The organism is Simplicispira hankyongi (genome assembly GCF_003570885.1).
In the GTDB taxonomy this organism is placed as follows: domain Bacteria; phylum Pseudomonadota; class Gammaproteobacteria; order Burkholderiales; family Burkholderiaceae_C; genus Simplicispira; species Simplicispira hankyongi.
The window spans coordinates 259,755-281,040 of the sequence record NZ_QXJC01000003.1 but is presented as its reverse complement, the minus strand read 5'-3'; the positions used below and the strand labels follow the sequence as shown (position 1 = coordinate 281,040).

The 21,286-nt window shown below is 63.0% G+C and carries 25 protein-coding genes; 20 read left to right on the top strand and 5 right to left on the bottom strand.

Going from position 1 to position 21,286, the window contains the following annotated elements; genetic code table 11:
• Positions 1-73 precede the first annotated feature (73 nt).
• Positions 74-739, top strand: a complete 666-nt coding sequence (locus D3F03_RS08035; protein WP_119108868.1) for a c-type cytochrome — start codon at positions 74-76, stop codon at positions 737-739.
• Between the two features lie 106 nt (positions 740-845).
• On the opposite strand, the gene D3F03_RS08030 is transcribed toward D3F03_RS08035, so the two are convergent.
• Positions 846-1,280 (bottom strand): DUF1841 family protein, encoded by a 435-nt coding sequence (locus D3F03_RS08030; protein ID WP_119108867.1) that lies wholly within the window; start codon positions 1,278-1,280, stop codon positions 846-848.
• Positions 1,281-1,360: 80 nt separating this feature from the next.
• Between D3F03_RS08030 and pcaF the strand changes: the two genes are divergently transcribed.
• Positions 1,361-2,563: a 3-oxoadipyl-CoA thiolase gene (gene pcaF / locus D3F03_RS08025; protein WP_119109452.1), complete on the top strand. Its 1,203-nt coding sequence runs from the start codon at positions 1,361-1,363 to the stop codon at positions 2,561-2,563.
• Positions 2,564-2,652: 89 nt separating this feature from the next.
• Here the strand turns inward: pcaF and kefC are convergent, their stop codons facing one another.
• Positions 2,653-4,560, bottom strand: a complete 1,908-nt coding sequence (gene kefC, locus D3F03_RS08020) for a glutathione-regulated potassium-efflux system protein KefC (protein WP_119108866.1) — start codon at positions 4,558-4,560, stop codon at positions 2,653-2,655.
• A 117-nt stretch (positions 4,561-4,677) separates the two neighbouring features.
• Here kefC and D3F03_RS08015 point away from each other — a divergent pair, with 117 nt between their 5' ends.
• From D3F03_RS08015 to D3F03_RS08000, 4 genes are all read left to right on the top strand, one after another.
• Entirely contained in the window at positions 4,678-5,316 is a 639-nt protein-coding gene (locus D3F03_RS08015; RefSeq protein WP_119108865.1) for a LysE family translocator, read from the top strand.
• 78 nt (positions 5,317-5,394) lie between these two features.
• Positions 5,395-6,015, top strand: a complete 621-nt coding sequence (locus tag D3F03_RS08010) for a ParA family protein (protein ID WP_119108864.1) — start codon at positions 5,395-5,397, stop codon at positions 6,013-6,015.
• Positions 6,016-6,072: 57 nt separating this feature from the next.
• Positions 6,073-6,537 carry a MaoC family dehydratase gene (locus D3F03_RS08005; RefSeq protein ID WP_119108863.1) on the top strand — a complete coding sequence of 155 codons (465 nt, stop codon included), beginning with the start codon at positions 6,073-6,075 and terminating at the stop codon, positions 6,535-6,537.
• Positions 6,538-6,566: 29 nt separating this feature from the next.
• Positions 6,567-7,490, top strand: a complete 924-nt coding sequence (locus tag D3F03_RS08000) for a LysR family transcriptional regulator (protein ID WP_119108862.1) — start codon at positions 6,567-6,569, stop codon at positions 7,488-7,490.
• A 3-nt stretch (positions 7,491-7,493) separates the two neighbouring features.
• Here D3F03_RS08000 and D3F03_RS07995 read toward each other — a convergent pair whose 3' ends face one another.
• Positions 7,494-7,994 carry a tRNA (cytidine(34)-2'-O)-methyltransferase gene (locus D3F03_RS07995; RefSeq protein ID WP_119108861.1) on the bottom strand — a complete coding sequence of 167 codons (501 nt, stop codon included), beginning with the start codon at positions 7,992-7,994 and terminating at the stop codon, positions 7,494-7,496.
• A gap of 65 nt (positions 7,995-8,059) precedes the next feature.
• The gene (locus tag D3F03_RS07990) at positions 8,060-8,782 is read right to left on the bottom strand and encodes a ComF family protein (RefSeq protein WP_245960546.1); all 723 of its coding nucleotides are present in this window, start codon (positions 8,780-8,782) and stop codon (positions 8,060-8,062) included.
• An 83-nt stretch (positions 8,783-8,865) separates the two neighbouring features.
• On the opposite strand from D3F03_RS07990, the gene D3F03_RS07985 reads away from it, so the two are divergent.
• The 7 genes from D3F03_RS07985 (at position 8,866) to D3F03_RS07960 (ending at position 14,803) form a co-directional block, all read left to right on the top strand.
• Positions 8,866-9,756, top strand: a complete 891-nt coding sequence (locus D3F03_RS07985) for a class I SAM-dependent methyltransferase (RefSeq protein ID WP_119108859.1) — start codon at positions 8,866-8,868, stop codon at positions 9,754-9,756.
• Between the two features lie 311 nt (positions 9,757-10,067).
• Positions 10,068-11,237, top strand: a complete 1,170-nt coding sequence (gene coxB, locus D3F03_RS07980) for a cytochrome c oxidase subunit II (protein WP_119108858.1) — start codon at positions 10,068-10,070, stop codon at positions 11,235-11,237.
• 35 nt (positions 11,238-11,272) lie between these two features.
• Positions 11,273-12,901 carry a cytochrome c oxidase subunit I gene (gene ctaD, locus D3F03_RS07975; protein ID WP_119108857.1) on the top strand — a complete coding sequence of 543 codons (1,629 nt, stop codon included), beginning with the start codon at positions 11,273-11,275 and terminating at the stop codon, positions 12,899-12,901.
• 2 nt (positions 12,902-12,903) lie between these two features.
• Complete coding sequence (locus tag D3F03_RS17340; RefSeq protein ID WP_212995038.1) at positions 12,904-13,020, top strand: cytochrome oxidase small assembly protein; 117 nt, start codon at positions 12,904-12,906, stop codon at positions 13,018-13,020.
• A gap of 10 nt (positions 13,021-13,030) precedes the next feature.
• Positions 13,031-13,645, top strand: coding sequence for a cytochrome c oxidase assembly protein (locus D3F03_RS07970; RefSeq protein ID WP_119108856.1), 615 nt, complete (start codon positions 13,031-13,033; stop codon positions 13,643-13,645).
• Entirely contained in the window at positions 13,642-13,863 is a 222-nt protein-coding gene (locus tag D3F03_RS07965) for a DUF2970 domain-containing protein (RefSeq protein WP_119108855.1), read from the top strand. The genes D3F03_RS07970 and D3F03_RS07965 overlap by 4 nt, the downstream gene beginning before the upstream one ends.
• A 58-nt stretch (positions 13,864-13,921) precedes the next feature.
• On the top strand, positions 13,922-14,803 hold the full coding sequence (locus D3F03_RS07960; RefSeq protein ID WP_119108854.1) for a cytochrome c oxidase subunit 3: 882 nt from the start codon (positions 13,922-13,924) through the stop codon (positions 14,801-14,803).
• A 43-nt stretch (positions 14,804-14,846) separates the two neighbouring features.
• On the opposite strand, the gene D3F03_RS07955 is transcribed toward D3F03_RS07960, so the two are convergent.
• Positions 14,847-15,065, bottom strand: a complete 219-nt coding sequence (locus D3F03_RS07955; RefSeq protein ID WP_199665431.1) for a twin transmembrane helix small protein — start codon at positions 15,063-15,065, stop codon at positions 14,847-14,849.
• Between the two features lie 15 nt (positions 15,066-15,080).
• Between D3F03_RS07955 and D3F03_RS07950 the strand changes: the two genes are divergently transcribed.
• The 7 genes from D3F03_RS07950 to D3F03_RS07920 all read left to right on the top strand — a co-directional run bounded on the left by D3F03_RS07950 (position 15,081) and on the right by D3F03_RS07920 (position 21,208).
• The gene (locus tag D3F03_RS07950) at positions 15,081-15,845 is read left to right on the top strand and encodes an SURF1 family protein (RefSeq protein ID WP_245960545.1); all 765 of its coding nucleotides are present in this window, start codon (positions 15,081-15,083) and stop codon (positions 15,843-15,845) included.
• On the top strand, positions 15,805-16,530 hold the full coding sequence (locus D3F03_RS07945; protein ID WP_119108852.1) for a hypothetical protein: 726 nt from the start codon (positions 15,805-15,807) through the stop codon (positions 16,528-16,530). The genes D3F03_RS07950 and D3F03_RS07945 overlap by 41 nt, the downstream gene beginning before the upstream one ends.
• Complete coding sequence (locus D3F03_RS07940; RefSeq protein WP_119108851.1) at positions 16,527-17,723, top strand: COX15/CtaA family protein; 1,197 nt, start codon at positions 16,527-16,529, stop codon at positions 17,721-17,723. The genes D3F03_RS07945 and D3F03_RS07940 overlap by 4 nt, the downstream gene beginning before the upstream one ends.
• The gene (cyoE, locus tag D3F03_RS07935; RefSeq protein WP_119108850.1) at positions 17,720-18,622 is read left to right on the top strand and encodes a heme o synthase; all 903 of its coding nucleotides are present in this window, start codon (positions 17,720-17,722) and stop codon (positions 18,620-18,622) included. Before D3F03_RS07940 ends, cyoE begins: the two co-directional genes overlap by 4 nt.
• Positions 18,623-18,628: 6 nt before the next feature.
• Complete coding sequence (locus D3F03_RS07930; protein WP_199665430.1) at positions 18,629-19,240, top strand: SCO family protein; 612 nt, start codon at positions 18,629-18,631, stop codon at positions 19,238-19,240.
• 74 nt (positions 19,241-19,314) lie between these two features.
• Entirely contained in the window at positions 19,315-20,136 is an 822-nt protein-coding gene (locus D3F03_RS07925) for a response regulator (protein WP_245960544.1), read from the top strand.
• A gap of 184 nt (positions 20,137-20,320) precedes the next feature.
• Positions 20,321-21,208, top strand: a complete 888-nt coding sequence (locus D3F03_RS07920) for an HDOD domain-containing protein (protein ID WP_119108849.1) — start codon at positions 20,321-20,323, stop codon at positions 21,206-21,208.
• The last annotated feature ends 78 nt before the right edge of the window (positions 21,209-21,286 follow it).

Genomic DNA, 21,286 nt, shown 5'->3' with positions numbered 1-21,286 from the left:
TGACAGCGCTGGCTATAATCGCCCGTAAATTGAGGCCCTGGGGGCGGAACTTTCCTACGATTGTGCGCGCAAAATGAACAAAACGATGACGTCGATATTCGCACTGGCTGTCGCTTTCGGGACGGCGATAGCGGCTCACGCTGAAGTCAAGGGCGATGTGAAAGCTGGGGAGGGCAAGATCGCCATGTGCATCGGCTGCCACGGTATCGTGGACTACAAGGCCAGCTTCCCCGAGGTCTACAAGGTGCCAAAAATCGCCGGGCAAGGCGCGGGCTACATTGAATCGGCCCTGCATGCCTACGCCAAGGGCGAGCGGCGCTTCCCCACCATGCACGCTGTAGCGGTGGCGCTCTCCGAGCAGGACATTGCCGACATTTCGGCCTACTACGCCCAACTGGGCCAGGCAGGCGCAACGGCGCTGCCCGAGAAGCCGGCGCGCGAGCCGTCCATTGAAGTCGCTGCGCTGCTGCAAAAGGGCGGTTGCGTGGCCTGCCACGGCAGCAATTTTGCCAAGCCGATTGACCCGTCCTACCCGCAATTGGCTGGGCAGAATGCCGACTATCTGTTTGTAGCGCTCAAAGCCTACAAAGCTGGCGTCACCCCCTACGTCGGCCGCGCCAACCCCATCATGGGTGGTGTTGCCAAGCAGTTCACCAACGACGAGCTCAAGTCGCTGGCCGGCTACATCGGCTCGCTCGATGGCAACGTCAAGACGGTGGCGGAGTCGCGCTTTCGCTGATCTTCACAGCGCCGCCCTGCAACCCGCCCCATGGCGGGTTTTTTTATGGCTGATTTGGCCTGTAGCGCTTATTTATAGTGGATTTGATGCTATTGAACCGGGAGCATCAATCCTTGGTCGCCTTGCGCTGCACGCGCGCCACATAGGCTTCGCCGTCGGGCGGGCGGCCCGAGCGCTGGCTCTCCCACAGCATCTCGCCCAGGCACTCCATCGCCACATGGTGTGCGTCGTGTAGCGAATCGAGCCGGTGCGCCAGCAGCTCCACCGCCTGGCGGATGCCGCGCGGCTGGTCGATGCTGCACTGCTCGCTGACCGAAAGGTGCATGGACAGGTGCAGAAACGGGTTGCTGCGTTCGGGCGTTTCGTCGTAGTTGCGCGCTACGGCTGCATCTGCGTCCTGTAGATCGGCGTGGTATTCGGGGTGTTCGGCAATCCACAGGCTGGCGAGTGTTTCAATGGCTTCCATCGGCGCCTGGGCGGCCGTCTTGGCGTGCACGGCGCAGAGAAAGCGGCGTACGTCGGCTTGGGTCGGGTTGAACATGGCGCCATTGTCCCGCAGGCGGCATGCCCGTGCTGCCGCGCTGGTTAGAGTGGTGGGCTGATTTCCTGGAGATTGCTGCCATGCAAGACGCCTTCCTTTGCGATGCCATCCGCACGCCTTTCGGCCGCTATGGCGGGCTGCTTGCCAGCGTGCGCCCCGACGATCTTGCCGCGCTGCCGATTCGTGCGCTCATGGAGCGCAACGCCGGTGTGGACTGGGCGCAGCTGTCCGATGTGCTGCTCGGCTGTGCCAACCAGGCGGGCGAGGACAACCGCAACGTCGCGCGCATGGCGGTGCTGCTCGCCGGCCTGCCGGTGGAGGTGCCCGGCGCCACGCTCAACCGCCTGTGCGGCTCCGGCCTGGATGCCATTGGCACGGCAGCGCGTGCGATCAAGGCCGGTGAGTCCGACTTGGTGATTGCGGGCGGAGTCGAGAGCATGAGCCGCGCGCCCTTCGTCATGCCCAAAATGGACACCGCCTTTGGCCGCAGCAATGCGGTCTATGACACCACCATCGGCTGGCGCTTCGTCAACAAGCGGATGCAGGCGCAGTACGGCACTGATTCCATGCCCGAGACGGCCGAGAACGTCGCGCAGGAGTACGGCATCTCGCGCGAAGCCCAGGACCGCATGGCGCTGGCCAGCCAGCAGCGTGCACTGGCAGCGCAACAGGCGGGGCATCTGGCGCGCGAAATCGTACCGGTGGCGCTGGCACAGAAGAAGGGCGCGCCGCTGCTGGTCAGCGCCGACGAACATCCGCGTGAGACCAGCCTGGAGGCGCTGGCGCGGCTCAAACCCATCGTGCGCCCCGACGGCACGGTGACGGCTGGCAACGCCAGCGGCGTGAACGACGGCGCCTGCGCGCTGCTGCTGGCCAGCGGCGCGGCTGCCGCGCGCCACGGCCTCACGCCCCGTGCCCGTGTGGTCGGCATGGCGGTGGCGGGCGTGGCGCCACGTGTGATGGGCATTGGTCCGGCGCCGGCGACGCAAAAGCTGCTGGCGCAAACCGGGGTCACGCTTGCCCAGATCGATGTCATCGAATTGAACGAGGCGTTTGCCGCGCAAGGCCTGGCGGTGCTGCGCCTGCTGGGCCTGGCGGACGACGACCCGCGTGTCAATGCCTGGGGCGGCGCGATTGCGCTGGGCCACCCGCTGGGCGCCAGCGGCGCGCGCCTGGCGACTACGGCCGTCAACCGCCTGCACGCCAGCGGCGGGCGCTACGCGCTGTGCACCATGTGCATTGGCGTGGGGCAGGGGATTGCGCTGCTGCTGGAGCGGGTGTGATTTTTCCGCCAGTTCATGGTCCAGGCTGTCTTTTCCCAGCAGTGCAGATGCTAATAAAAAGATAGCTGCTTGCGCTTATCCATAAAGCGCTAGAGGCCATTTTTGCTTATATTTTTTGGCTCGGACGTACCTTCCGGGCCTGGGGCCTGTGCGTCCTGCCCGTAGCCTGGGTAGTCAGCGCCTGCCGCGTTGCGCAGGGTGCGTTCCTCGCGCTCCTTGGCCAGTTGCTCGGCCAGTTGGTTGCGGCCTTCGCGGGCTACGGCGATCATGCGGGCCTGGTCCTTGTGGTGCGGGTACATGCGGTCGGCCAGCGCAATGTTGTGCAGGCGAAAGCGCACCACCAGGGCGTCGGCCTCGGCTTCTTCCAGGCCCATGTGTTCCAGTACGCTGCGCGCGCTCGCCAGGCTGGACTCGAACAGCTCGCGCTGCACCTGGGTGACGCCCAGGTCGCGCAGCTCGTTCCAATGCGTGAGGTCGCGGGCCCGTGCCACGATTTTCAGGTGCGGGAAATGCTCGCGTGCCAGCGTGGCGATCTTCAGCGAAGGCCCGGGCGCGTCCACCGCCAGCACCAGCACGCGTGCCTGCGCGGCGCCCGCCATGCGCAGCAGGTCGAGCCGCGTGGCATCGCCGTAGTACACGCGGTAGCCAAAGGTGCGCGCCACCTCCAGGATGTCCACGCTGTGGTCCAGCACCGTGGCTGGAATGCCCTGGGCCAGCAGCACCCGCGCGACGATCTGACCATAGCGGCCAAACCCTGCGATCAGTACGGGCGCGGTTTGCGGCTCGGAGATTTCACCTTCGGGCGGCGCGCGCAGCGTGGCGGCGTAGCGCGGCAGCACGAAGCGGTCAAGCACCACCAGAAGGACCGGCGTGCACAGCATCGACAGTGCCACGGCGCCGATCAGCAGTGAGGCCATCTCGCCCGGCAGTGCCCCTGCGCCAGCCGCAGCCTGGAAGACGACGAAGGCGAACTCGCCGCCCTGTGCCAGCAGCAGCGTGAAGACGGGGCGCTCCTGGTACGGAATCTTCACGCCCCGCGCCAGCGCGTAGATCACCACGCTCTTGATCAGCACAAAGCCGACCAGCAGCAGGGCCACGGTGAGCGGCGCGCGCAGCATGGCGCCAAAGTCGATGCTCATGCCCACGGCGATGAAGAACAGGCCCAGCAGCAGGCCCTTGAAGGGCTCGATGTCGGTTTCCAGCTCGCGGCGGAACTCGCTCTCGGCCAGCAGCACCCCGGCCAGAAAGGCCCCCAGCGCCATCGACAGGCCGACAAGCACCATCAGGTAGGCAATGCCGATGACAAGCAGCAGCGCCGCGGCGGTGAAGATCTCCGGTGTGCGGCTGCGGGCAATCCAGCGCAACAGCGGGCGCAGCAGCAGGCGCCCGCCCAGCACGATGGCGGCGATGACGCCCACCAGCTTGAGCGCCTCCAGTGCGGCTGCGTCAGGCGAATGGCCTGCGCCCGATCCGCTCGCCGTGCCCAGCACCGCCACCAGGGCCAGGATGGGAATGGCCGCAATGTCCTGGAACAGCAGGATGGAAAACGCCGACTCGCCGCTCGTGGTGCGCAGCACGTTGCGCTCGGCGAGCGACTGCAGCGCAATCGCCGTGGACGAGAGCGCCAGCCCCAGGCCGCCCACCAGCGCCACACGCCAGGAGAGGCCGGCGAGCAGCGCTGCCCCGCACAGCAGCAGCGCGCAGCCCAGCACCTGGGCGCTGCCGAGGCCAAAGATGGGGCGTCGCAGGCTCCACAGCCGCGTGGGTTGCAGTTCCAGGCCGACGAGGAACAGCATCAGCACCACGCCGAACTCGGCGAAGTGCAGGATGTCCTGCACATTGCTCACCAGGCCGAAGCCCCAGGGCCCAATGGCAATGCCCGCGGCCAGATAGCCAATGATGGCGCCCAGGCCCAGGGCGCGCGCTATCGGCACTGTGAGCACGGCAGCGCTGAGGTAGAGAAAGGCATAGTTCAGCCAGGCGGGAGCGTGGGGCATCGAGGCGTTTGCAGTAGGCGGTTGATTTTGGCATTTCGGCGCCACCGCGTGTGCAGCCCTGCTCAGGCGGGCGACGTAAGATGCCAACCCTGTTCCTATTGACCGCGTTGCTCCACCATGGACCTGCATACCTGGATCGCCTTCGTCGCTGCCACCTGCCTGATTGCGCTCTCACCGGGCTCGGGCGCCGTGCTCTCGATGAGCCACGGCCTGTCGTACGGGGTGCGCAAGACCACGGCGACCATTCTGGGTCTGCAGCTGGGCCTGCTGCTGCTGTTGCTGGTGGCCGGCGCGGGCGTGGGCTCGCTGCTGCTGGCTTCGGAAATCGCGTTTGCCGTGGTCAAGGTCGCTGGGGCCTGCTACCTGATCTACGTGGGCTGGAGCCAATGGCGCGCTGGTACGGGCAATGCGCTGGCGGGCGTGGCGGCCGAGCCGCCGGGGCGCTGGCAGCGGCGCTTTGCCACGGGTTTCCTGACCAATGCCACCAACCCCAAGGGCATCGTCTTCATGGTGGCGGTGCTGCCGCAGTTCATGACCGATGCCCGCCCGCTGTGGCAACAGTTGCTGGTGATGGCTGCCACGTCGGTTGCCATCGACATGACGGTGATGCACAGCTATGCGCTGGGCGCCAGCAGCCTGCGCCACTGGATGCAAAGCCAGCGCGCACAGCGCAACCAGAACCGCGTGTTCGGTGGCGTGCTCATGGCCGTGGGTGCCGGGCTGTTCTTCGTGCGGCGTGGCAGCCAGGGTACCTGATTTTTATCAAAATGATAGCTTTATACCCTTATAGGTAAAGCGTAAAAGGCCTATTTTGTATTATTTGAGGACTCTGCCATGCCCGTGATCGTGGTTGCCAATCCCAAGGGCGGCGTCGGCAAATCGACGCTTGCCACCCACATTGCCGGCTATTTCGCCAGCCAGGGCCACCCGGTGCTGCTGGGCGATGCCGACCGCCAGCAGTCGGCCCGCTTGTGGCTGGGCTTGCGCCCGCCCGAGGCCCGGGCGATTGGCACCTGGGACATGGGCGCGGATGTCATGGCGCGCCCGCCGCGCGGCAGCACGCATGTGGTGATTGACACGCCGGCGGGGCTGGCGGGCTGGCGCCTCTCGGATGTGCTCAAGCTGGCCGACCGCATCGTGGTGCCGCTGCAGCCCAGTGTTTTCGACATCTTCGCCACGCGCGAATTTCTCGACCAGCTCACCGCGCACCGCGCCAGCGCGCAAACGCCGGTGGGCCTCGTCGGCATGCGCGTGGACCCGCGTACGCGCTCAGCCGAGCAGTTGCAGCATTTCGTCGACGAGCTCGGCATGCCGGTGCTGGGCCACCTGCGCGCGACGCAAAACTACCTGCATCTGGCGGCACATGGGCTGACGCTGTTCGACGTGGCGCCCGGCCGGGTGGCCCGCGACCTGGAGCAATGGCAGAGCATTTGCCAGTGGCTGGATGCGGCGTGAACCGGGCCTGTCCCATGGCCGACAGCTGGGCGCGAAGGCGGGCGCTACATTGGCGCCATGAAAACCTTTCACTCGTACTCGGAAGTCGCCGCTTGCGTGGGCCAGGAGGTCTGCGTGACCGACTGGATCACCATCACGCAGGAGCAGGTCAACCAGTTTGCGCAGGCCACCGGCGACCACCAGTGGATTCATGTGGACCCGGAGCGCGCGCGCCAGGGGCCGTTTGGGGCGCCCATTGCGCATGGCTTTCTGACGCTGTCGCTGATACCGCGCTTCTTCGAAACCGGCATTGCCATCGCGGGTGCGCGCATGGGGGTGAACTACGGGCTCAACCGGGTGCGCTTTACGTCGCCGGTGCCGGTGGGCAGCCGCCTGCGTGCCCGCATGACCCTGCAGGCCACCGAGCCGCTGGCACCCGATGGGCTGCAAATGACCTGGCTGGTGACGGTCGAACGCGAGGGCGGCGACAAGCCTGCCTGCGTGGCCGAATCGCTCTCGCGCAGTTACGGCGCGGCAGCCTGACGGGTTGCCGCGAAGGGCGGGTGTGACGCATGGACCGCCTGCAAGCCATGACGGTATTTGCCCGCGTCGCTGACGAAGGAGGCTTTGCGGCTGCTGCGCGTGCGCTCGATATGTCGCCGCCGGTGGTGACGCGCGTCGTCGCCGAGCTGGAGCAGCATCTCAATACCCGTCTGCTGAACCGCACCACGCGCAAGGTGACTTTGACGGACGCCGGAGATACCTACCTGCGCCGCGTGCGCGGCATCCTGCACGAAGTGGACGATGCGGAAGCAGCGGCGACCGCCAGCACGCGCGACTTGCAGGGCGCGGTACACGTGCTGGCACCGCCGGCACTGGCGACCTACTTTCTGGCGCCCCTGATTCCGCGCTGGCGCGTGCGCCATCCGAGGCTCATGCTCGACATTGCGACCGATAACTTCGTTGCCGGGCGGGTGGATGAGTTTGACGCCACGCTGCTGGTGGTGCCCGATGGTTTTGACGGCAACATCGTGGCGCGCAAGCTGTTTCAGGGCGAGGCCATCGTGGTGGCGTCGCCTGGCTACCTGCTGCGCCGCGGCACGCCGCGCCAGCCGCCTGACCTGGAGCGGCACGATTTTCTGCGCGATGCCGGTCTTGCGGCACGCAGTGGCACGCGCAAACTCTGTTTGTTCCCCGTGTCGGGTGAAGGGGAGGCGCACGAACTCACCCCGCCGGTGGTGTTGCAGTCCACCAGCACCGATGTGCTGCTGCGCGCAGTACTTGACGGCACCGGCATTGCCGTTATCCCGCGCCTGCTGGCGCAGCGCTTCCTTGCCACAGGGGCGCTGGTCCACGTGCTGCCGGATTGGATTCTGTCGCGCTACACCGTCTATGCCGCCCTGCCCACGCAGCGCATGCTGCCTGCTCGCACACGGGCGTTTCTGGATTTCGTGAGCGACCAGGTCGCCGAGGCGCTGGCGGCACAAGAGGCCTAGGCTTCAAGCCTGCAGGGCGTCCGCAGGGGCAGGGGCGTGCGCTCTGCCAAAGCTGTTCTGCCGCCAGGCTTCGAAGACCGTTACGGCGACAGCGTTCGACAGGTTGAGGCTGCGCTGGCCGGCCACCATGGGCAGGCGCAGTTGTTGCGCCGGTGCAAAGGTTTCGTACAGCTCGGGCGGCAGGCCGCGTGTCTCGGCGCCAAACACCAGCCAGTCGCCCGGTAGGAAACAAGTGTCGTGCACCTCGCTGCTTGCGTGGGTCGTCAGCGCAAACATGCGCTGCGGCGACGGTTGCATGTCGCGCAGGAAAGTGGTCCAGCCTGCATGGCGCCGTACCTGGACAAACTCGTGGTAATCCAGTCCGGCGCGCCGCAGCAGGCGGTCTTCCATCGAAAAACCCAGGGGCTCGATCAAGTGCAGTGCGCAGCCTGTGTTAGCGGCCAGGCGAATCACGTTGCCGGTATTCGGGGGGATTTCGGGTTCGACAAGAACAATATGAAACATGGCCCTATTTTGCGCGATCCCCTTTGTTTCCAGCTTGGTGTGGGCGTAAAAGTGCGTATCCGGTCTTATCGTTCGCGAAGGTCGGCCCGCGCGACGACCAATGCGCTGACATGGGCGGCGCCAGCGCGCCGCAGCACCTGTGCGGCAGTGTGCAAAGTGGCTCCGGTGGTCATCACATCGTCGACCAGCAATACCGTGCCACCTGACAGCTCCTGGGCTCGCAGCGGATCGACGGCGAAGACCGCTTGCAGGTTGGCCAGGCGCTGGGCCCGCCCCAGTGCGTGCTGATCGGGCGTGGCCCGCACCCGCAGCAGCAGATCGTCCCGCGTCTTGCCGCTGGCCAGCGCAAGGGCGATACGTTGGGCTTGGTTGAAGCCGCGCTCGCCCAGGCGCTCGCGGGTCAGCGGTATGGGCACCAGCCAGTCGGCCGCTTCGATGGCGGGCTCTGCCCAGGGCGTGCTGCGCAGGAGCGCCGCGAGTGGAGCCGCCCAACTTGGATCGCCATGGAATTTGAAGTCGGCAAGCACACCGGCCCAGGGGTAGTCGTAGTCGACTGCGGCAATGCAGGTATCGAGCGGTGGCGGATGCAGCAGGCATTGCCCGCACTGCGTCGCTCCGCCGGGCAGTGGCAATGCGCAACTGCGGCAACGTGGGCGGGGTTGGGCAAAGCTGGCAGCGCAGTGCTCGCACACCCGCTGCGCCGGCCAGCCGCCGCAGATGGCGCACTGGCTGGGAAGGTGCGCGTGCGCCAGCGCCCGCCAGGGTTTTGTGAAAAAGCGGTGCAGCACGATGGTGTCCAATATAGGCCAGCGCGCCGCGGGTTTGCACCTTGTCGTTGGGGTGCGGTGGGGCGCTACAGACATTTTTACCTATGGCTTCGGAACTTCCTCCCACCATTGACCCCGTTGCTGCTGCCTTTTGGCGTGCCCGGGCCCCAGCCGTCTCCCCGTGGCTGCATGAGGAAGTGGCGCGCCGCATGGAGCAGCGTCTTGACTGGCTTCGCCAGACGCCATCCGCCTGGTGCCATTGGGATCCGGTGCGAGGTGGCTTGGCCGCGCATGCGTTGCTGCGCGAACGCTATCCCGATGCCCGCTGCACGGTGTACGAGACCGCTGCACATTTGCAATCGCGTGCCCTTGAAGCGTTGTCACCAGCCTGGTGGCGCGGTGAGCGCTGGGGCCGCGCCGCCGTTACCTTCGGAGCGCCAGAGCCAGGCTCCATGCAAATGCTGTGGGCCAACATGGTGCTGCACCACACCGCCGATCCGCGCGCACTGTTCGCCGACTGGCAGCGGGCCCTGGATGTCGATGGCCATGTCATGTTCTCGTGCTTCGGCCCCGACACCTTGCGTGAATTGCGGGCGGTCTACGCCCAGCATGGCTGGCCCGCACCCAGCCATGCCTTTACCGACATGCACGACTGGGGCGATATGTTGATCGATGCCGGGTTCGCTGAACCGGTGATGGACATGGAGCGCATCACGCTGACGTTTGCCAGCCCGCAGCGCTTGCTTCAGGAATTGCGTGAACTGGGCGCCAACCTCCATCCAGCGCGCTTCCCCGCGCTGCGTGGACGGCGCTGGCGCGATGCGCTGCATGCGGCGCTCGCCCGCGATCTTGCTGACCCCCAGGACGGCCAGCTTTCGCTGAGCTTTGAAATCGTTTATGGACACGCTTTCAAGGCCATGCCCCGTGTGCAGGTTGCCGCGCACAGCGCCTTCTCGCTGACAAAAATGCGCTCCATGCTGCGCAGTAAGAAATAGGAAATAGCCGCCTTAATTGCCAGAGGAGGGTCTTGTCCTTGACATAAAGCAAGCTCAAGAACTAATCTGGGGGTTTTCCCTTGCTTTTCTGATCTGAAACAACCCGCGCTACAATCGCCAAGCGTATTTGGACGCCCATTGGAATGCCCAGGCGGCAGGCCAACGCGGTGGGCGAATCTGCCCGGTCGCAGGACCGGTTGTGTCGTTGTTGGAGCGTGAACCCGCGTGGGGGAGTCGCCGTGCACCGCTTGCATGAAGTGGGTGCGTTTGGGCGGACCGGGTCAACTAAGGCTTAGAAGCAAGTGAGAACTATGAAGCGCAATTTCAATAGGTTGGCCCACGCCCTGTTGCTGACGGGTACCTGGGCGGCAGGTTCCGCCTACGCCATTGGTGACCTGTCGGGCGGTCCTGCTGTTCACCAGCTCAATTTGACTCCGGCGGCGACGCGGATCGCCCAGGAGCTGATCGACCTGCACTGGATGATGCTCGTCATCTGTACGGTGATTTTCATCGCCGTTTTCGGGGTGATGTTCTATTCGATCTGGAAGCACCGCAAGTCGCAGGGCGCCAAAGCGGCAAATTTCCATGAGTCCGTCACCGTGGAAATTGCCTGGACGGTGGTGCCCTTTCTGATCATCATTGGCATGGCGTTGCCGGCCACCAAGGTGTTGGTGGCGCAGAAAGACACCACCAATGCCGACCTGACCATCAAAACCACCGGCTACCAGTGGAAATGGGGTTACGACTACATCAAGGGTGAAGGCGAAGGCATTGGTTTCATCTCCACGCTCGACAGCTCGCAGCGTGCCATGTCCAACAGCGGCGATGTCTCCAAGGCGTCTGACGACTACCTGTTCCGTGTGGACAACCCGCTTGTGGTCCCTGTGGGCAAGAAAATTCGCATCATTACCACGGCCAATGATGTGATCCATTCGTTCGCGGTGCCTGCCTTTGGCATCAAGCAAGACGCCATCCCAGGGTTCGTGCGCGATACATGGTTCCGCGCCGAACGGGTGGGGGATTTTTACGGCCAGTGCTCCGAACTTTGTGGCAAGGAGCATGCGTATATGCCGATCCACGTGAAGGTGGTTTCGGCGGCAGACTACACCGCGTGGGTGGGTGGCGAGATGAAGAAAATGGCAGCCAAGCTGGACGACCCGAACAAGGTCTGGACGCTTGATGACATTCTGAAACGGGGTGAAAAGGTCTATGGATCCAACTGCGCGGCCTGCCATCAGGCCAACGGAAAGGGTGCAGGCCCGGTCAAGCCGCTTGATGGCTCGGCGATCGTGCGCGATCCTGACCATGCACGCCAAATCCAGACCGTGCTCCATGGCGCAGCCAACGGGGCCATGCCGTCGTGGAAGCAGCTTAGCGACACAGATCTTGCGGCGGTGATCAGCTACACCAAGAATGCCTGGTCCAACAAGACCGGGCAGCTCGTGCAGCCTGCTGAGATCGTCGCCCAGCGCAGCAAATAGTTCGCGCGCCCGCAAAGAGTTTTGAGGAATCCAACATGAGTGCAGTTCTCGACCCCACCGGGCATGTCGCCGGCCACGCAGCGGACACCCACGGCCACCACCCGACCGGCTGGCGGCGCTGGCTGTTTGCCACCAACCACAAGGACATCGGCACGCTCTACCTGCTGTTCTCGTCCACCATGCTGATGGTAGGTGGCATTTTGGCGCTGCTGATCCGTGCCGAGTTGTTCAAGCCGGGTCTGCAGTTGGTCAACCCCGAGTTGTTCAATCAGCTCACCACCATGCACGGCCTCATCATGGTGTTCGGCGCCATCATGCCGGCCTTCGTGGGCTTCGCAAACTGGATGATTCCGCTGCAAATTGGCGCCTCCGACATGGCGTTTGCGCGGATGAACAACTTCAGTTTCTGGTTGCTGGTGCCCGCTGCCGTGATGCTGGTGGCCGGATTCTTCATGCCCGGCGGTGCGCCTGCTGCCGGCTGGACGCTGTACGCGCCCTTGTCGCTGCAGATGGGCATGTCGATGGATTCGAGCATCTTCGCCCTGCACATCATGGGGGCGTCGTCCATCATGGGAGCGATCAACGTCATTGTCACCATTCTGAACATGCGTGCGCCCGGCATGACGCTAATGAAGATGCCCATGTTCTGCTGGACCTGGCTGGTCACGGCGTACCTGCTGATTGCCGTGATGCCTGTGTTTGCCGGCGCGATCACCATGACGCTGACCGACCGCCATTTCGGCACCAACTTCTTCAACCCCGCCGGCGGCGGCGACCCAGTGATGTTTCAGCACATCTTCTGGTTCTTTGGCCACCCCGAGGTGTACATCATGATCTTGCCGGCCTTCGGCATCATCAGCCAGGTGGTGCCTGCGTTTGCCCGCAAGAAGCTGTTCGGCTACGCCTCCATGGTGTACGCGGTGGCGGCTATTGCCATCCTGTCGTTCATCGTCTGGGCGCACCACATGTTCACGACAGGCATGCCGGTCACGGGACAGTTGTTCTTCATGTACGCCACCATGCTGATCTCGGTGCCCACCGCGGTGAAGATTTTCAACTGGGTGGCCACGATGTGGCGCGGCTCGATGACCTTCGAGACGCCCATGCTGTTCGCGATCGGGTTTATTTTCGTGTTTGCCATTGGTGGCTTCACGGGTCTTATTCCTGCCGTGGCGCCGATTGACATCCAATTGCAGGACACCTACTACATCGTGGCGCACTTTCACTATGTGCTGGTGGCGGGGTCGCTGTTTGCCATGTTTGCCGGCGCCTACTACTGGCTGCCGAAATGGACAGGCGTCATGTATTCGGAGCGTCGCGGCCAGATCCACTTCTGGTGGTCGATGATTTCCTTCAACATCACCTTCTTCCCGATGCACTTCCTGGGGCTGGCGGGTATGCCGCGTCGCTATGCCGACTACCCCATGCAGTTTGCTGACTTCAACATGATTGTCAGCATTGGGGCGTTTGGCTTTGGTTTTGCTCAACTGTATTTCTTCCTGGCCGTCGTCTTGCCCGCGATGCGCGGACGTGGCGCGCCAGCGCCGCAGCGCCCCTGGGATGGAGCGGAAGGGCTTGAGTGGGAGGTGCCATCTCCCGCACCTTTCCACACTTTCGAAACCCCCCCGAAGCTGGACGAAACCGCTACCCGTGTGATCGCTTGACTATGGCACAGACCCCTGAGCAGAAAAAAAGCAACCGCCGCCTGGGGCTGATCCTGGCGTCGATTGCGGCGGCATTCTTGGCAGGCTTCATCGTGAAGATGACGCTCCTGTCGCACTGAGCGTCAGACCATGGGCTCGCGCCGTGAAAATGTCCGCATGGTGGGCAAGCTGGCCGTTGTGGCGCTTGGCATGTTTGGCTTTGGGTATGGGTTGATTCCTGTGTACAAGCATATTTGCGAAGTGACGGGTATCAACATACTGGCGTTGTCTGAGAGCCAGGTCCCGGGCAACGCCCCCAGCGGCCGTGACGCGCGCGTTCCCAACAATACGCAAATCGACAAGAGCCGCACCATTACCGTCGAGTTTGATGCCAATGCCCATGGGCCGTGGAGTTTCCACCCGGCGAAGCGCTCGCTGGAAGTCCATCCCGGGGAGCTCACCACCGTGATGTATGAGTTTCAGAATACGCAGAACCGACGCATGTCGGCGCAGGCAATACCCAGCTATGCGCCACGGCAGGCGGCGCCCTTCTTCAACAAGGTGGAGTGCTTCTGCTTCAACCAGTACACGCTTGACCCAGGTGAAAAGAAGCAATGGCCCGTGGCCTTCGTCATTGATCCGCGCTTGTCCAAGGATGTGAAGACGATTACCTTGTCCTACACCTTCTTCGAGGTGGGTGCTGGAGTGCCGCAACCGCCCACTGCCTCGTTGGGTCCAGACAGCGGTACGAAGGGGGGGTCATGAGTGAGAACATCGGCCAGGAAGTGCCTCCATTGGCGCGTGAGCGTTCGTTTTTACGGAGTGTGAAAACGGTTGCCTGGGCGTTCCTGGGACTGCGCAAGCGCACCGAGTACCAACGGGACCTCGAGAGCATCAACCCGCTGCATGTCATCGCGGTGGGAATTTTGGGTTTTCTCCTTCTGATCCTATCGCTGGTTGCGTTGGTGCATTGGGTGGTGTGAGGCGGCGTGGCCGCATTCGATACGCGTTACAAGATCAATAGAGAGAGCAGGAGCTGAAATGAGTGCAAGCACGCAGGGCGCAGTCCCGTACTACTTTGTCCCCGCAGAATCGCGCCACCCCATCATGGCGGCTGCCGGGCTGTTCTTTGTGATTCTGGGCGCCAGCCAATGGATCAATGGCCACGATTGGGGCAAGTATTCTCTGATTCTGGGACTGGTTTGGTGGTTGGCGGTGCTTTTCCAGTGGTTCCGGCAGGCGGCGCACGAGAGTGAGCGCGGCCTTTATGGCTACAAGGTGGACCTGTCGTACCGCTGGAGCATGAGCTGGTTCATCTTCTCAGAGGTGATGTTTTTTGGTGCGTTTTTTACCGCCTTGTGGTGGGCGCGTGCGCACTCGGTTCCCGCATTGGGAAACCTGGACAACGCCTTGCTGTGGCCCGATTTCAAGGCCGTCTGGCCCTCGCTGGCTGCCGGTGTCACGGCGTCGCCAGCCGGTATCGTCGAGCCCTTCCAGACGGTGGGCCCTTTCTGGCTCCCGACCATCAACACCGCACTGCTGTTGAGCTCCGGCGTCACATTGACCATTGCCCACCATGCGCTGCGTGCGAACCACCGCGGCCGCACGATTGCCTTTATGTGGGTCACCGTGGTACTGGGCTTTGCTTTCCTGTGCATCCAAGGCTATGAGTACCATCACCTGTACACCGAGCTCAATCTCAAGCTCACCTCAGGTGTTTATGGCTCCACTTTCTTCATGTTGACGGGGTTCCACGGTTTTCACGTGTTTCTCGGTATGCTGATGCTGCTGTTCATCACGCTGCGTCTGCAGAATGGACATTTCACGGCCGAACGCCATTTTGGATTTGAGGGCGCAGCCTGGTACTGGCACTTCGTGGACGTGGTGTGGCTGGGGCTGTATGCGCTGGTTTACTGGATGTAGGCGTCGGTATTTCTAAGAAAGGCGCCTCGTGGCGCCTTTCTCGTCACTGGAGAGGTATTCCAGTCGGTTGGATGTACCCCAGTTTCCATGCCAGCAGCAGGCAGACAAACAGCAGTATCGACAAAGCCACGCGCAGTGCCAGGGCCCAGACCATGCGTTGCCCGCGTTGCTTGTTGTCTTTGCCGTTGCGCATCATGAAGAACAGCGCTGTCCCAAGGCTGGCGAGAATGGCGAGAAAACCCAAAGCAACAAGTATCTTCATGGAAGCAATTATCCAGTGAGCGCGAAAAATTTGCGGCGTACGCGCGCTACGTTCTGGATCATCACCCTAGCCACCTGTGTGGGGGTACTGGTCACAGCGGCCCTGGGTCGTTGGCAGCTCTCGCGCGTGGAGCAGAAAGAATCGCTGGCGGCAGAAATGACAGCCCGCACTGGCGCTGCCGCGCTCGAAGGCGAGCCCCTGCTGCAGGCACTTGCACCAGTGCGCACCAGCAAGGACCACGATGCCGTGCTGTATCGGCAAGTGCATCTGCGTGGGCGCTGGCTGCCCCAGTACACGGTGTACCTGGACAATCGCCCCATGGATGGTCGCCGGGGTTTTTATGTGCTGACGCCCCTGCAATTGGCGCCTGGGCCTCTGGTCGTGCTCGTGCAGCGTGGCTGGATTCCGCGCAATTTTGAGAACCGTACGGCGCTTGCGCCCATAGAAACGCCGGTCGGGGAGGTCGAGGTGACGGGGCATTTGGCACTCGAACCCGAACAAGCCTATTCGCTTGGCAGTGACCAGACGGAACAGGGGTTTCTGCGTATCCGGCAAAATCTTACGCTTGGGGAGCTGCGGACAGAAACCGGCTTGCCGCTTGCGGCGCTGACAGTGGTGCAGGAGGGGGCGGCTTCGCAGGGCCTGCTGCGCGACTGGGCGCCTATTTCCACCGGCGTAGAGAAGAATTACGGCTACGCCTTTCAATGGTTCGTCCTGAGCGGACTGATTCTGGGTTTATATGTCTGGTTCCAATTCGTCCGACCCCGCCGCCGTGCTTGAGCGCAGCAGTGCGCATCCGCTGGGCCTGACCGTGCACAACCTGCCCGCAGCGGGAGACGCCGTGCGCCAGTTCGAGGGGGACCGCCATGCCCGCTGGAAGCTGCTGGCACTGCTGCTGGTGTGCGTGGCCCCGGTGGCGGCCTCCTATTTCACCTACTACGTCGTGCGGCCCGAAGGTCGGCGCAACTTCGGCATGCTGATTAACCCGCAGAAACCGATGCCCGCCCTCGCGACGACCGATCTGCAAGGCCATACCGGCACTCTCACCGACTTGCGCCACCAGTGGTTATTGGTGAGTGTGGCACCGGCTGCATGTCCCAAGGACTGCCAGCAGCGTCTGTACCTGCAGCGCCAACTCCGCGAAAGCCTGGGCAAGGAAAAGGACCGGGTTGACTGGGTGTGGCTGGTCACCGATGGTGCAGCCATACCTGAGCCGCTGCACGACGGGATTGCCGCTGCAGAGGTACGCCGCGTGGATAAAGCAGCACTTTCGGCTTGGCTGGCGCCACAAACGGGCCATGCCCTGGAGGAGCACCTCTATGTGGTCGACCCCATGGGCAATTGGATGATGCGCTTTCCCCCCAACATGGATGCGCCGGCTGCAGCACATGCCAAACGTGACATCGACCGCCTGCTGCGCGCTTCCGAAAGCTGGGACACGCCGGGGCGCCCGGAGCAGCCATGAACGTTTCGACGCCTCTGTACGATTTGGCGCCGCTGCTGCGCATGCTGGCCGTGGGGGCGGCCATCGCACTGCTGCCGCTCTGCTGGGTGCTGTGGCGCAATCGGGGAGCGCGCAAGGCGGGGCGCTGGCAGGCATTGGCGGTGCTCACGCTGTTTCTGACGTTTGATCTGGTGCTGTTTGGGGCCTTTACCCGTTTGACCGATTCTGGTCTGGGGTGTCCCGATTGGCCCGGCTGTTACGGCAATGCAAGCCCTGTGGGTGCCCATGCCGATATTGCTGCCGCGCAGGCGGCGCTGCCCAGTGGCCCGGTCACCCATAGCAAGGCCTGGGTTGAAATGGTGCACCGCTATCTGGCCACCACCGTGGGGGCCTTGATCACGGTGCTGGCCGTCGGTGCATGGCTGGCGCGTTGGCGGTCTCGCCGTGCAGGCAAAGCCCTTGCGATGAATGCGCCCAGTCCCTTTTGGGCGACGCTTACTCTGCTGTGGGTCTGCGTGCAGGGTGCCTTTGGCGCGCTGACGGTGACGATGAAGTTATTCCCGGCCATCGTCACGCTGCATTTGGTTGGCGGGGTGCTGCTGCTGGCGCTGCTGTGCGTACAGGCGGTGCGTCAAGGTGCCATGCCGAATGGCGTGTCTGTTTCAGTGCCCGTGCCCCAGGTGCGGATCCTCGCCTGGTGGTCGCTGGGCATGCTGGCGGTGCAGGTGCTATTGGGTGGTTGGGTGAGCACCAACTACGCGGTGTTGGCGTGCAGCAGTTTTCCCACTTGCCAGGGCAGTTGGTGGCCTGAAATGAATTTTTCCCAAGGCTTTACCCTGTGGCGGCCCCTGGGCATGACAGTCGATGGACAGCTGATGGGCTTCCCGGCTCTTACCGCCATTCACTACACGCACCGCCTATTTGCCTACGCTGTGTTCGTGGTGCTTGGCGTGCTGGCGCTGCGTCTGCATCGCGCAGGAGCCGGTCTTTTGGCTGTCCAGGGCCGCTGGCTGGCCGGACTGCTGCTGCTGCAATTTGCGACGGGGCTGAGCAATGTGGTGCTCGATTGGCCGCTGCCAGCGGCGGTGCTGCACACCGGGGGGGCGGCAGCGCTGGTGCTGGTGCTGACCTGGATTGTCCAGACCCAGCGGCGAAGCTCGGCAACGGGAATGGTGCCCGGTTTGTATGCCGTTCCCCAGGGGAGCCGCGCATGAACACCGCCGCCTCCAGCATCCTGCGTGCGCCTTCGCGCATGGCCCAGTACTACGCGCTGGCCAAGCCGCGTGTCATTCAGCTTATCGTTTTTTGCGCGCTGATCGGCATGGCGCTGGCCGTGCCCGGCCTGCCCACGCTGGCGCAACTGGGCACCATGGTCGTGGCGTGTTTTGGCATCTGGCTGGTGGCCGGTGCCGCCGCAGCGTTCAACTGCCTGGTGGAAAAAGGCATTGATTCGCGCATGAAGCGCACCTCCTGGCGGCCCACTGCGAAAGGTGAGTTGTCGGACAGGCAGGCGCTGCTCTTTTCGGCTGCCTTGGGCAGCATGGGCTCTCTGGTGCTCTACCTCTGGGTCAACCCGCTGACCATGTGGCTGACGTTTGCCACCTTTGTCGGCTATGCGGTGATCTACACCCTGGTGCTCAAACCGATGACGCCGCAGAACATCGTCATTGGTGGGGCCTCGGGCGCCATGCCGCCGGTACTGGGCTGGGCGGCGATGCGCGGCGACGTGGGGCCTGAGGCGCTGATCCTGTTTCTCATCATCTTCCTCTGGACGCCGCCGCACTTCTGGGCGCTGGCGTTGTACCGCGTCGAGGACTACCGCAAGGCGGGCCTGCCGATGTTGCCAGTGACGCACGGCAATGCCTTCACGCGGCTGCAGGTGTTCTTGTATACACTGATTTTGTTTGCGGGCTGCCTCATGCCCTATATCTACGGCATGAGTTCGTGGATCTACCTGGTTGCGGCGATCGTGCTAAGCACCGGTTTCTGCGCCTACGGATTTGCCTTGTGGCGGCACTATTCGGACGCTTTGGCTCGCCGCACCTTCCGCTTTTCACTCATTCACCTCAGTGCGCTGTTTGCTGCGTTGTTGGTGGATCACTATGTATTGTGACGCCTCATGCTCCGAAGAACTGCTCTCCGAATGATAGCTTTAAGCGCAATCAGCATAAGCGCTGGTGGGCTTTTTTCTGCTTGCTCCAAGAGCGCACCCGAGTTTCGCGGTGTGGACATCACCGGTGCCGACTATGCGCGCGACTTTGCCTTGCCGGATCAGAATGGTCAGATGCGCAGTCTCAAGGATTTCGCCGGCAAGGTGGTGGTGGTGTTCTTTGGCTACACCCAGTGCCCGGATGTCTGCCCAACGACCCTGCAGGAACTCGCCCAGGTCAAGCAGTCGCTGGGTGCGGATGGCGACAAGCTCCAGGCAGTGTTTGTCACCATCGACCCGGCGCGTGACACGCCGGAACTGCTCAAGGCCTACATGGCCAATTTTGACCCGAGCTTTATAGCACTGCGCGGCAGTGACGCGCAAACGGCGGCCATCGCCAAGGAATTCAAGATCTACTACAAGAAGGTTGATGGTCAGACGCCGACGAGCTACACCATGGACCATTCGGCGGGCAGCTACCTTTTCGATCCGGCAGGGCGCCTGCGCATTTACAGCCGGTATGGCAGTGGCCCGGACGCCGTAGCGGCGGACGTGCGCAGTTTGCTCAAGGAAGCAACGTAAGCCACTCGACAAATGTCAATATCTGCACGGGTGGGATGGGGTGCCAGTTCCCCTATTGGGCAAATGCCGATAGCATGGGTTTCATCATGGAACAAGCATCCCAGACCCTGCTGCTTGTGGACGATGAGGCATTCATACTCACGGCCCTCAAGCGCGTGCTCCGTCGAGACGGATACCAGTTACTGACTGCCAGCGGAGGGAAGGAGGGGCTTGAGGTGCTCGCAGAGACACCTGTGGATGTGATTGTGTCCGACCAGCGCATGCCGGGCATGACCGGGGTTGAGTTTCTGCGTGAGGCCCGCAGGCGCTACCCAAAAACCATCCGGATGGTGCTTTCAGGGTATACCGAGCTGCAATCGGTCACCGATGCCATCAATGAGGGGGCGGTCTACAAATTCATGACCAAGCCTTGGGACGATGAACACCTGCGTGCCAACATCGCCGAGGCCTTTCGCCAGAAGTCGCTGGAGGACGAGAACCAGCGCCTGCATGATGAGCTGGAAAGTGCCCATGCATCGCTGGTACAGGCGCATGCCCAATTGGCAGGTATGGTGCGCCAGCAACAGCGCCGTCTGCTGCAGGATGAGGTTGCCATCGGCGTTTCGCATGAAATCTTTGATGCTGTGGCCATTCCGGTGATGGGTGTCGACGACAGCGGTATGCTGGTACTGATCAATGCTGCATCGCAGCGCTTCTTTGCCGGGGCAGTTCCCGGTGTTGCGCTACAGGAGGTGGCCGGATTGGCGCAACTCTTCAGTGATTTTCCTGCTGTCAGGGAAGAAGCCAGTCAGACCTTGTACATGCCCGACTGGACGGTGTGTTACACCCGCGTGGGCCGTGGCTCGCTGGGGCAAGGTGGACTGCTGACTTTTATTCCTGTAGGAGCCGCGCCATGATCCCGAAAGACGTAGCCCACAGCAGCCCTGTTGCTGCAACGCGCAGTCCTCCGCCAGCTTGTGCTGCATCGGATCCTGCGGTGATAGCGCAGCGAGTTGACTGGCTCTTTCGAGGAACGGCGCCCACCTATCCCATGGAGCAACTGCGCGAGATCGTGCAGCGCTACCGTCTCAAGGTGCCATCATGAGCAAGCCAATGGGGCAGGATGAGCTCGCCTTGCGCATAGGCAAGTTGGTGACCATGTCGCCCATACGGACGCGCATGTTGCAGTGTCTGGCCCAGGAAAGCCCTGAGATTGCGACACTGACAGAGCTGATAGAAAGCGATCCCGTGATCGCTGCTCGTACGCTGCGGGTGGCGAATTCACCGTTTTTTGGCCTGGCCCATCAGGTGGAATCGATTGCCCATGCCGTCTCGTTGGTGGGACTGCGCAGCCTGCAAGCGATGGCGCTGGCCGCAGCCGTGATGGAGCAGTTCAAGACCAGCATTCCTGCCCTGCAGTCTGCCTATCAGGCCCACTGGCGCCACAGTGTTGCCGTCGCCGTGTGCACCCAGGCCCTGGCGCGCAGGGCCCGGCTGGCAGTGGATGCGGCTTTCACCGCTGGTCTGCTGAGTGATCTGGGGCGGCTGGTGATGCTGGCCATTGACCCGGAGCGATACCGGCAGGTGCAGGAACTTGTATGGCAATCCTTGGCAGAAGCGGATTCGGACGGGTCATCTGCCTCGGTGGCGTACCGCCTACTAGAAGCGGAACGCACCGTGTGGGGGTTTGATCATTGTCAAGTGGGCGAGCAGTTGGCGCGGCAGTGGCAGCTTCCCGCCATGCTGCGCCGCTGCATGGCGCTGCACCACCAGTGCGATCATCCGGAGGCCGATGCCATGGTCTGGCTGGTCCATGTGTCCCATGCGCTGGCCCATGCGCTTGACCTGCTGCAGGAGCCGCAGGACCAGGTGCCCGATATTCAGGTAGTCGCCTGGGATGGACTGCAACTGGACTGGTCTGGCAGCAACAAGCTGCTGTCGGAAATTGAAGAGCGTTACCAGATTGCGTGCCAGCAATTGATGCACTAAAGCGCTTTCCCTTACCGCCATGACCCCATTGCCACCCCCCCACGACGTCGCACTGAGCGGCCTTTTTCCTGCCCTGAT

Excerpts from the sequence above, each read along its gene's own strand:
- pcaF (WP_119109452.1), top strand. The coding sequence starts at position 1,361 with ATGCAAGACGCCTTCCTTTGCGATGCCATCCGCACGCCTTTCGGCCGC.
- D3F03_RS08015 (WP_119108865.1), top strand. The coding sequence starts at position 4,678 with ATGGACCTGCATACCTGGATCGCCTTCGTCGCTGCCACCTGCCTGATT.
- D3F03_RS07955 (WP_199665431.1), bottom strand. The coding sequence starts at position 15,065 with ATGAAGATACTTGTTGCTTTGGGTTTTCTCGCCATTCTCGCCAGCCTT.
- coxB (WP_119108858.1), top strand. The coding sequence starts at position 10,068 with ATGAAGCGCAATTTCAATAGGTTGGCCCACGCCCTGTTGCTGACGGGT.
- D3F03_RS07970 (WP_119108856.1), top strand. The coding sequence starts at position 13,031 with ATGGGCTCGCGCCGTGAAAATGTCCGCATGGTGGGCAAGCTGGCCGTT.
- D3F03_RS07930 (WP_199665430.1), top strand. The coding sequence starts at position 18,629 with ATGCTCCGAAGAACTGCTCTCCGAATGATAGCTTTAAGCGCAATCAGC.
- D3F03_RS08035 (WP_119108868.1), top strand. The coding sequence starts at position 74 with ATGAACAAAACGATGACGTCGATATTCGCACTGGCTGTCGCTTTCGGG.
- D3F03_RS08000 (WP_119108862.1), top strand. The coding sequence starts at position 6,567 with ATGGACCGCCTGCAAGCCATGACGGTATTTGCCCGCGTCGCTGACGAA.
- D3F03_RS07985 (WP_119108859.1), top strand. The coding sequence starts at position 8,866 with ATGGCTTCGGAACTTCCTCCCACCATTGACCCCGTTGCTGCTGCCTTT.
- D3F03_RS07965 (WP_119108855.1), top strand. The coding sequence starts at position 13,642 with ATGAGTGAGAACATCGGCCAGGAAGTGCCTCCATTGGCGCGTGAGCGT.
- D3F03_RS07920 (WP_119108849.1), top strand. The coding sequence starts at position 20,321 with ATGAGCAAGCCAATGGGGCAGGATGAGCTCGCCTTGCGCATAGGCAAG.
- D3F03_RS08005 (WP_119108863.1), top strand. The coding sequence starts at position 6,073 with ATGAAAACCTTTCACTCGTACTCGGAAGTCGCCGCTTGCGTGGGCCAG.
- kefC (WP_119108866.1), bottom strand. The coding sequence starts at position 4,560 with ATGCCCCACGCTCCCGCCTGGCTGAACTATGCCTTTCTCTACCTCAGC.
- cyoE (WP_119108850.1), top strand. The coding sequence starts at position 17,720 with ATGAACACCGCCGCCTCCAGCATCCTGCGTGCGCCTTCGCGCATGGCC.
- D3F03_RS07940 (WP_119108851.1), top strand. The coding sequence starts at position 16,527 with ATGAACGTTTCGACGCCTCTGTACGATTTGGCGCCGCTGCTGCGCATG.
- D3F03_RS07960 (WP_119108854.1), top strand. The coding sequence starts at position 13,922 with ATGAGTGCAAGCACGCAGGGCGCAGTCCCGTACTACTTTGTCCCCGCA.
- D3F03_RS07945 (WP_119108852.1), top strand. The coding sequence starts at position 15,805 with ATGTCTGGTTCCAATTCGTCCGACCCCGCCGCCGTGCTTGAGCGCAGC.
- D3F03_RS08010 (WP_119108864.1), top strand. The coding sequence starts at position 5,395 with ATGCCCGTGATCGTGGTTGCCAATCCCAAGGGCGGCGTCGGCAAATCG.
- D3F03_RS07995 (WP_119108861.1), bottom strand. The coding sequence starts at position 7,994 with ATGTTTCATATTGTTCTTGTCGAACCCGAAATCCCCCCGAATACCGGC.
- D3F03_RS17340 (WP_212995038.1), top strand. The coding sequence starts at position 12,904 with ATGGCACAGACCCCTGAGCAGAAAAAAAGCAACCGCCGCCTGGGGCTG.
- ctaD (WP_119108857.1), top strand. The coding sequence starts at position 11,273 with ATGAGTGCAGTTCTCGACCCCACCGGGCATGTCGCCGGCCACGCAGCG.
- D3F03_RS07925 (WP_245960544.1), top strand. The coding sequence starts at position 19,315 with ATGGGTTTCATCATGGAACAAGCATCCCAGACCCTGCTGCTTGTGGAC.
- D3F03_RS08030 (WP_119108867.1), bottom strand. The coding sequence starts at position 1,280 with ATGTTCAACCCGACCCAAGCCGACGTACGCCGCTTTCTCTGCGCCGTG.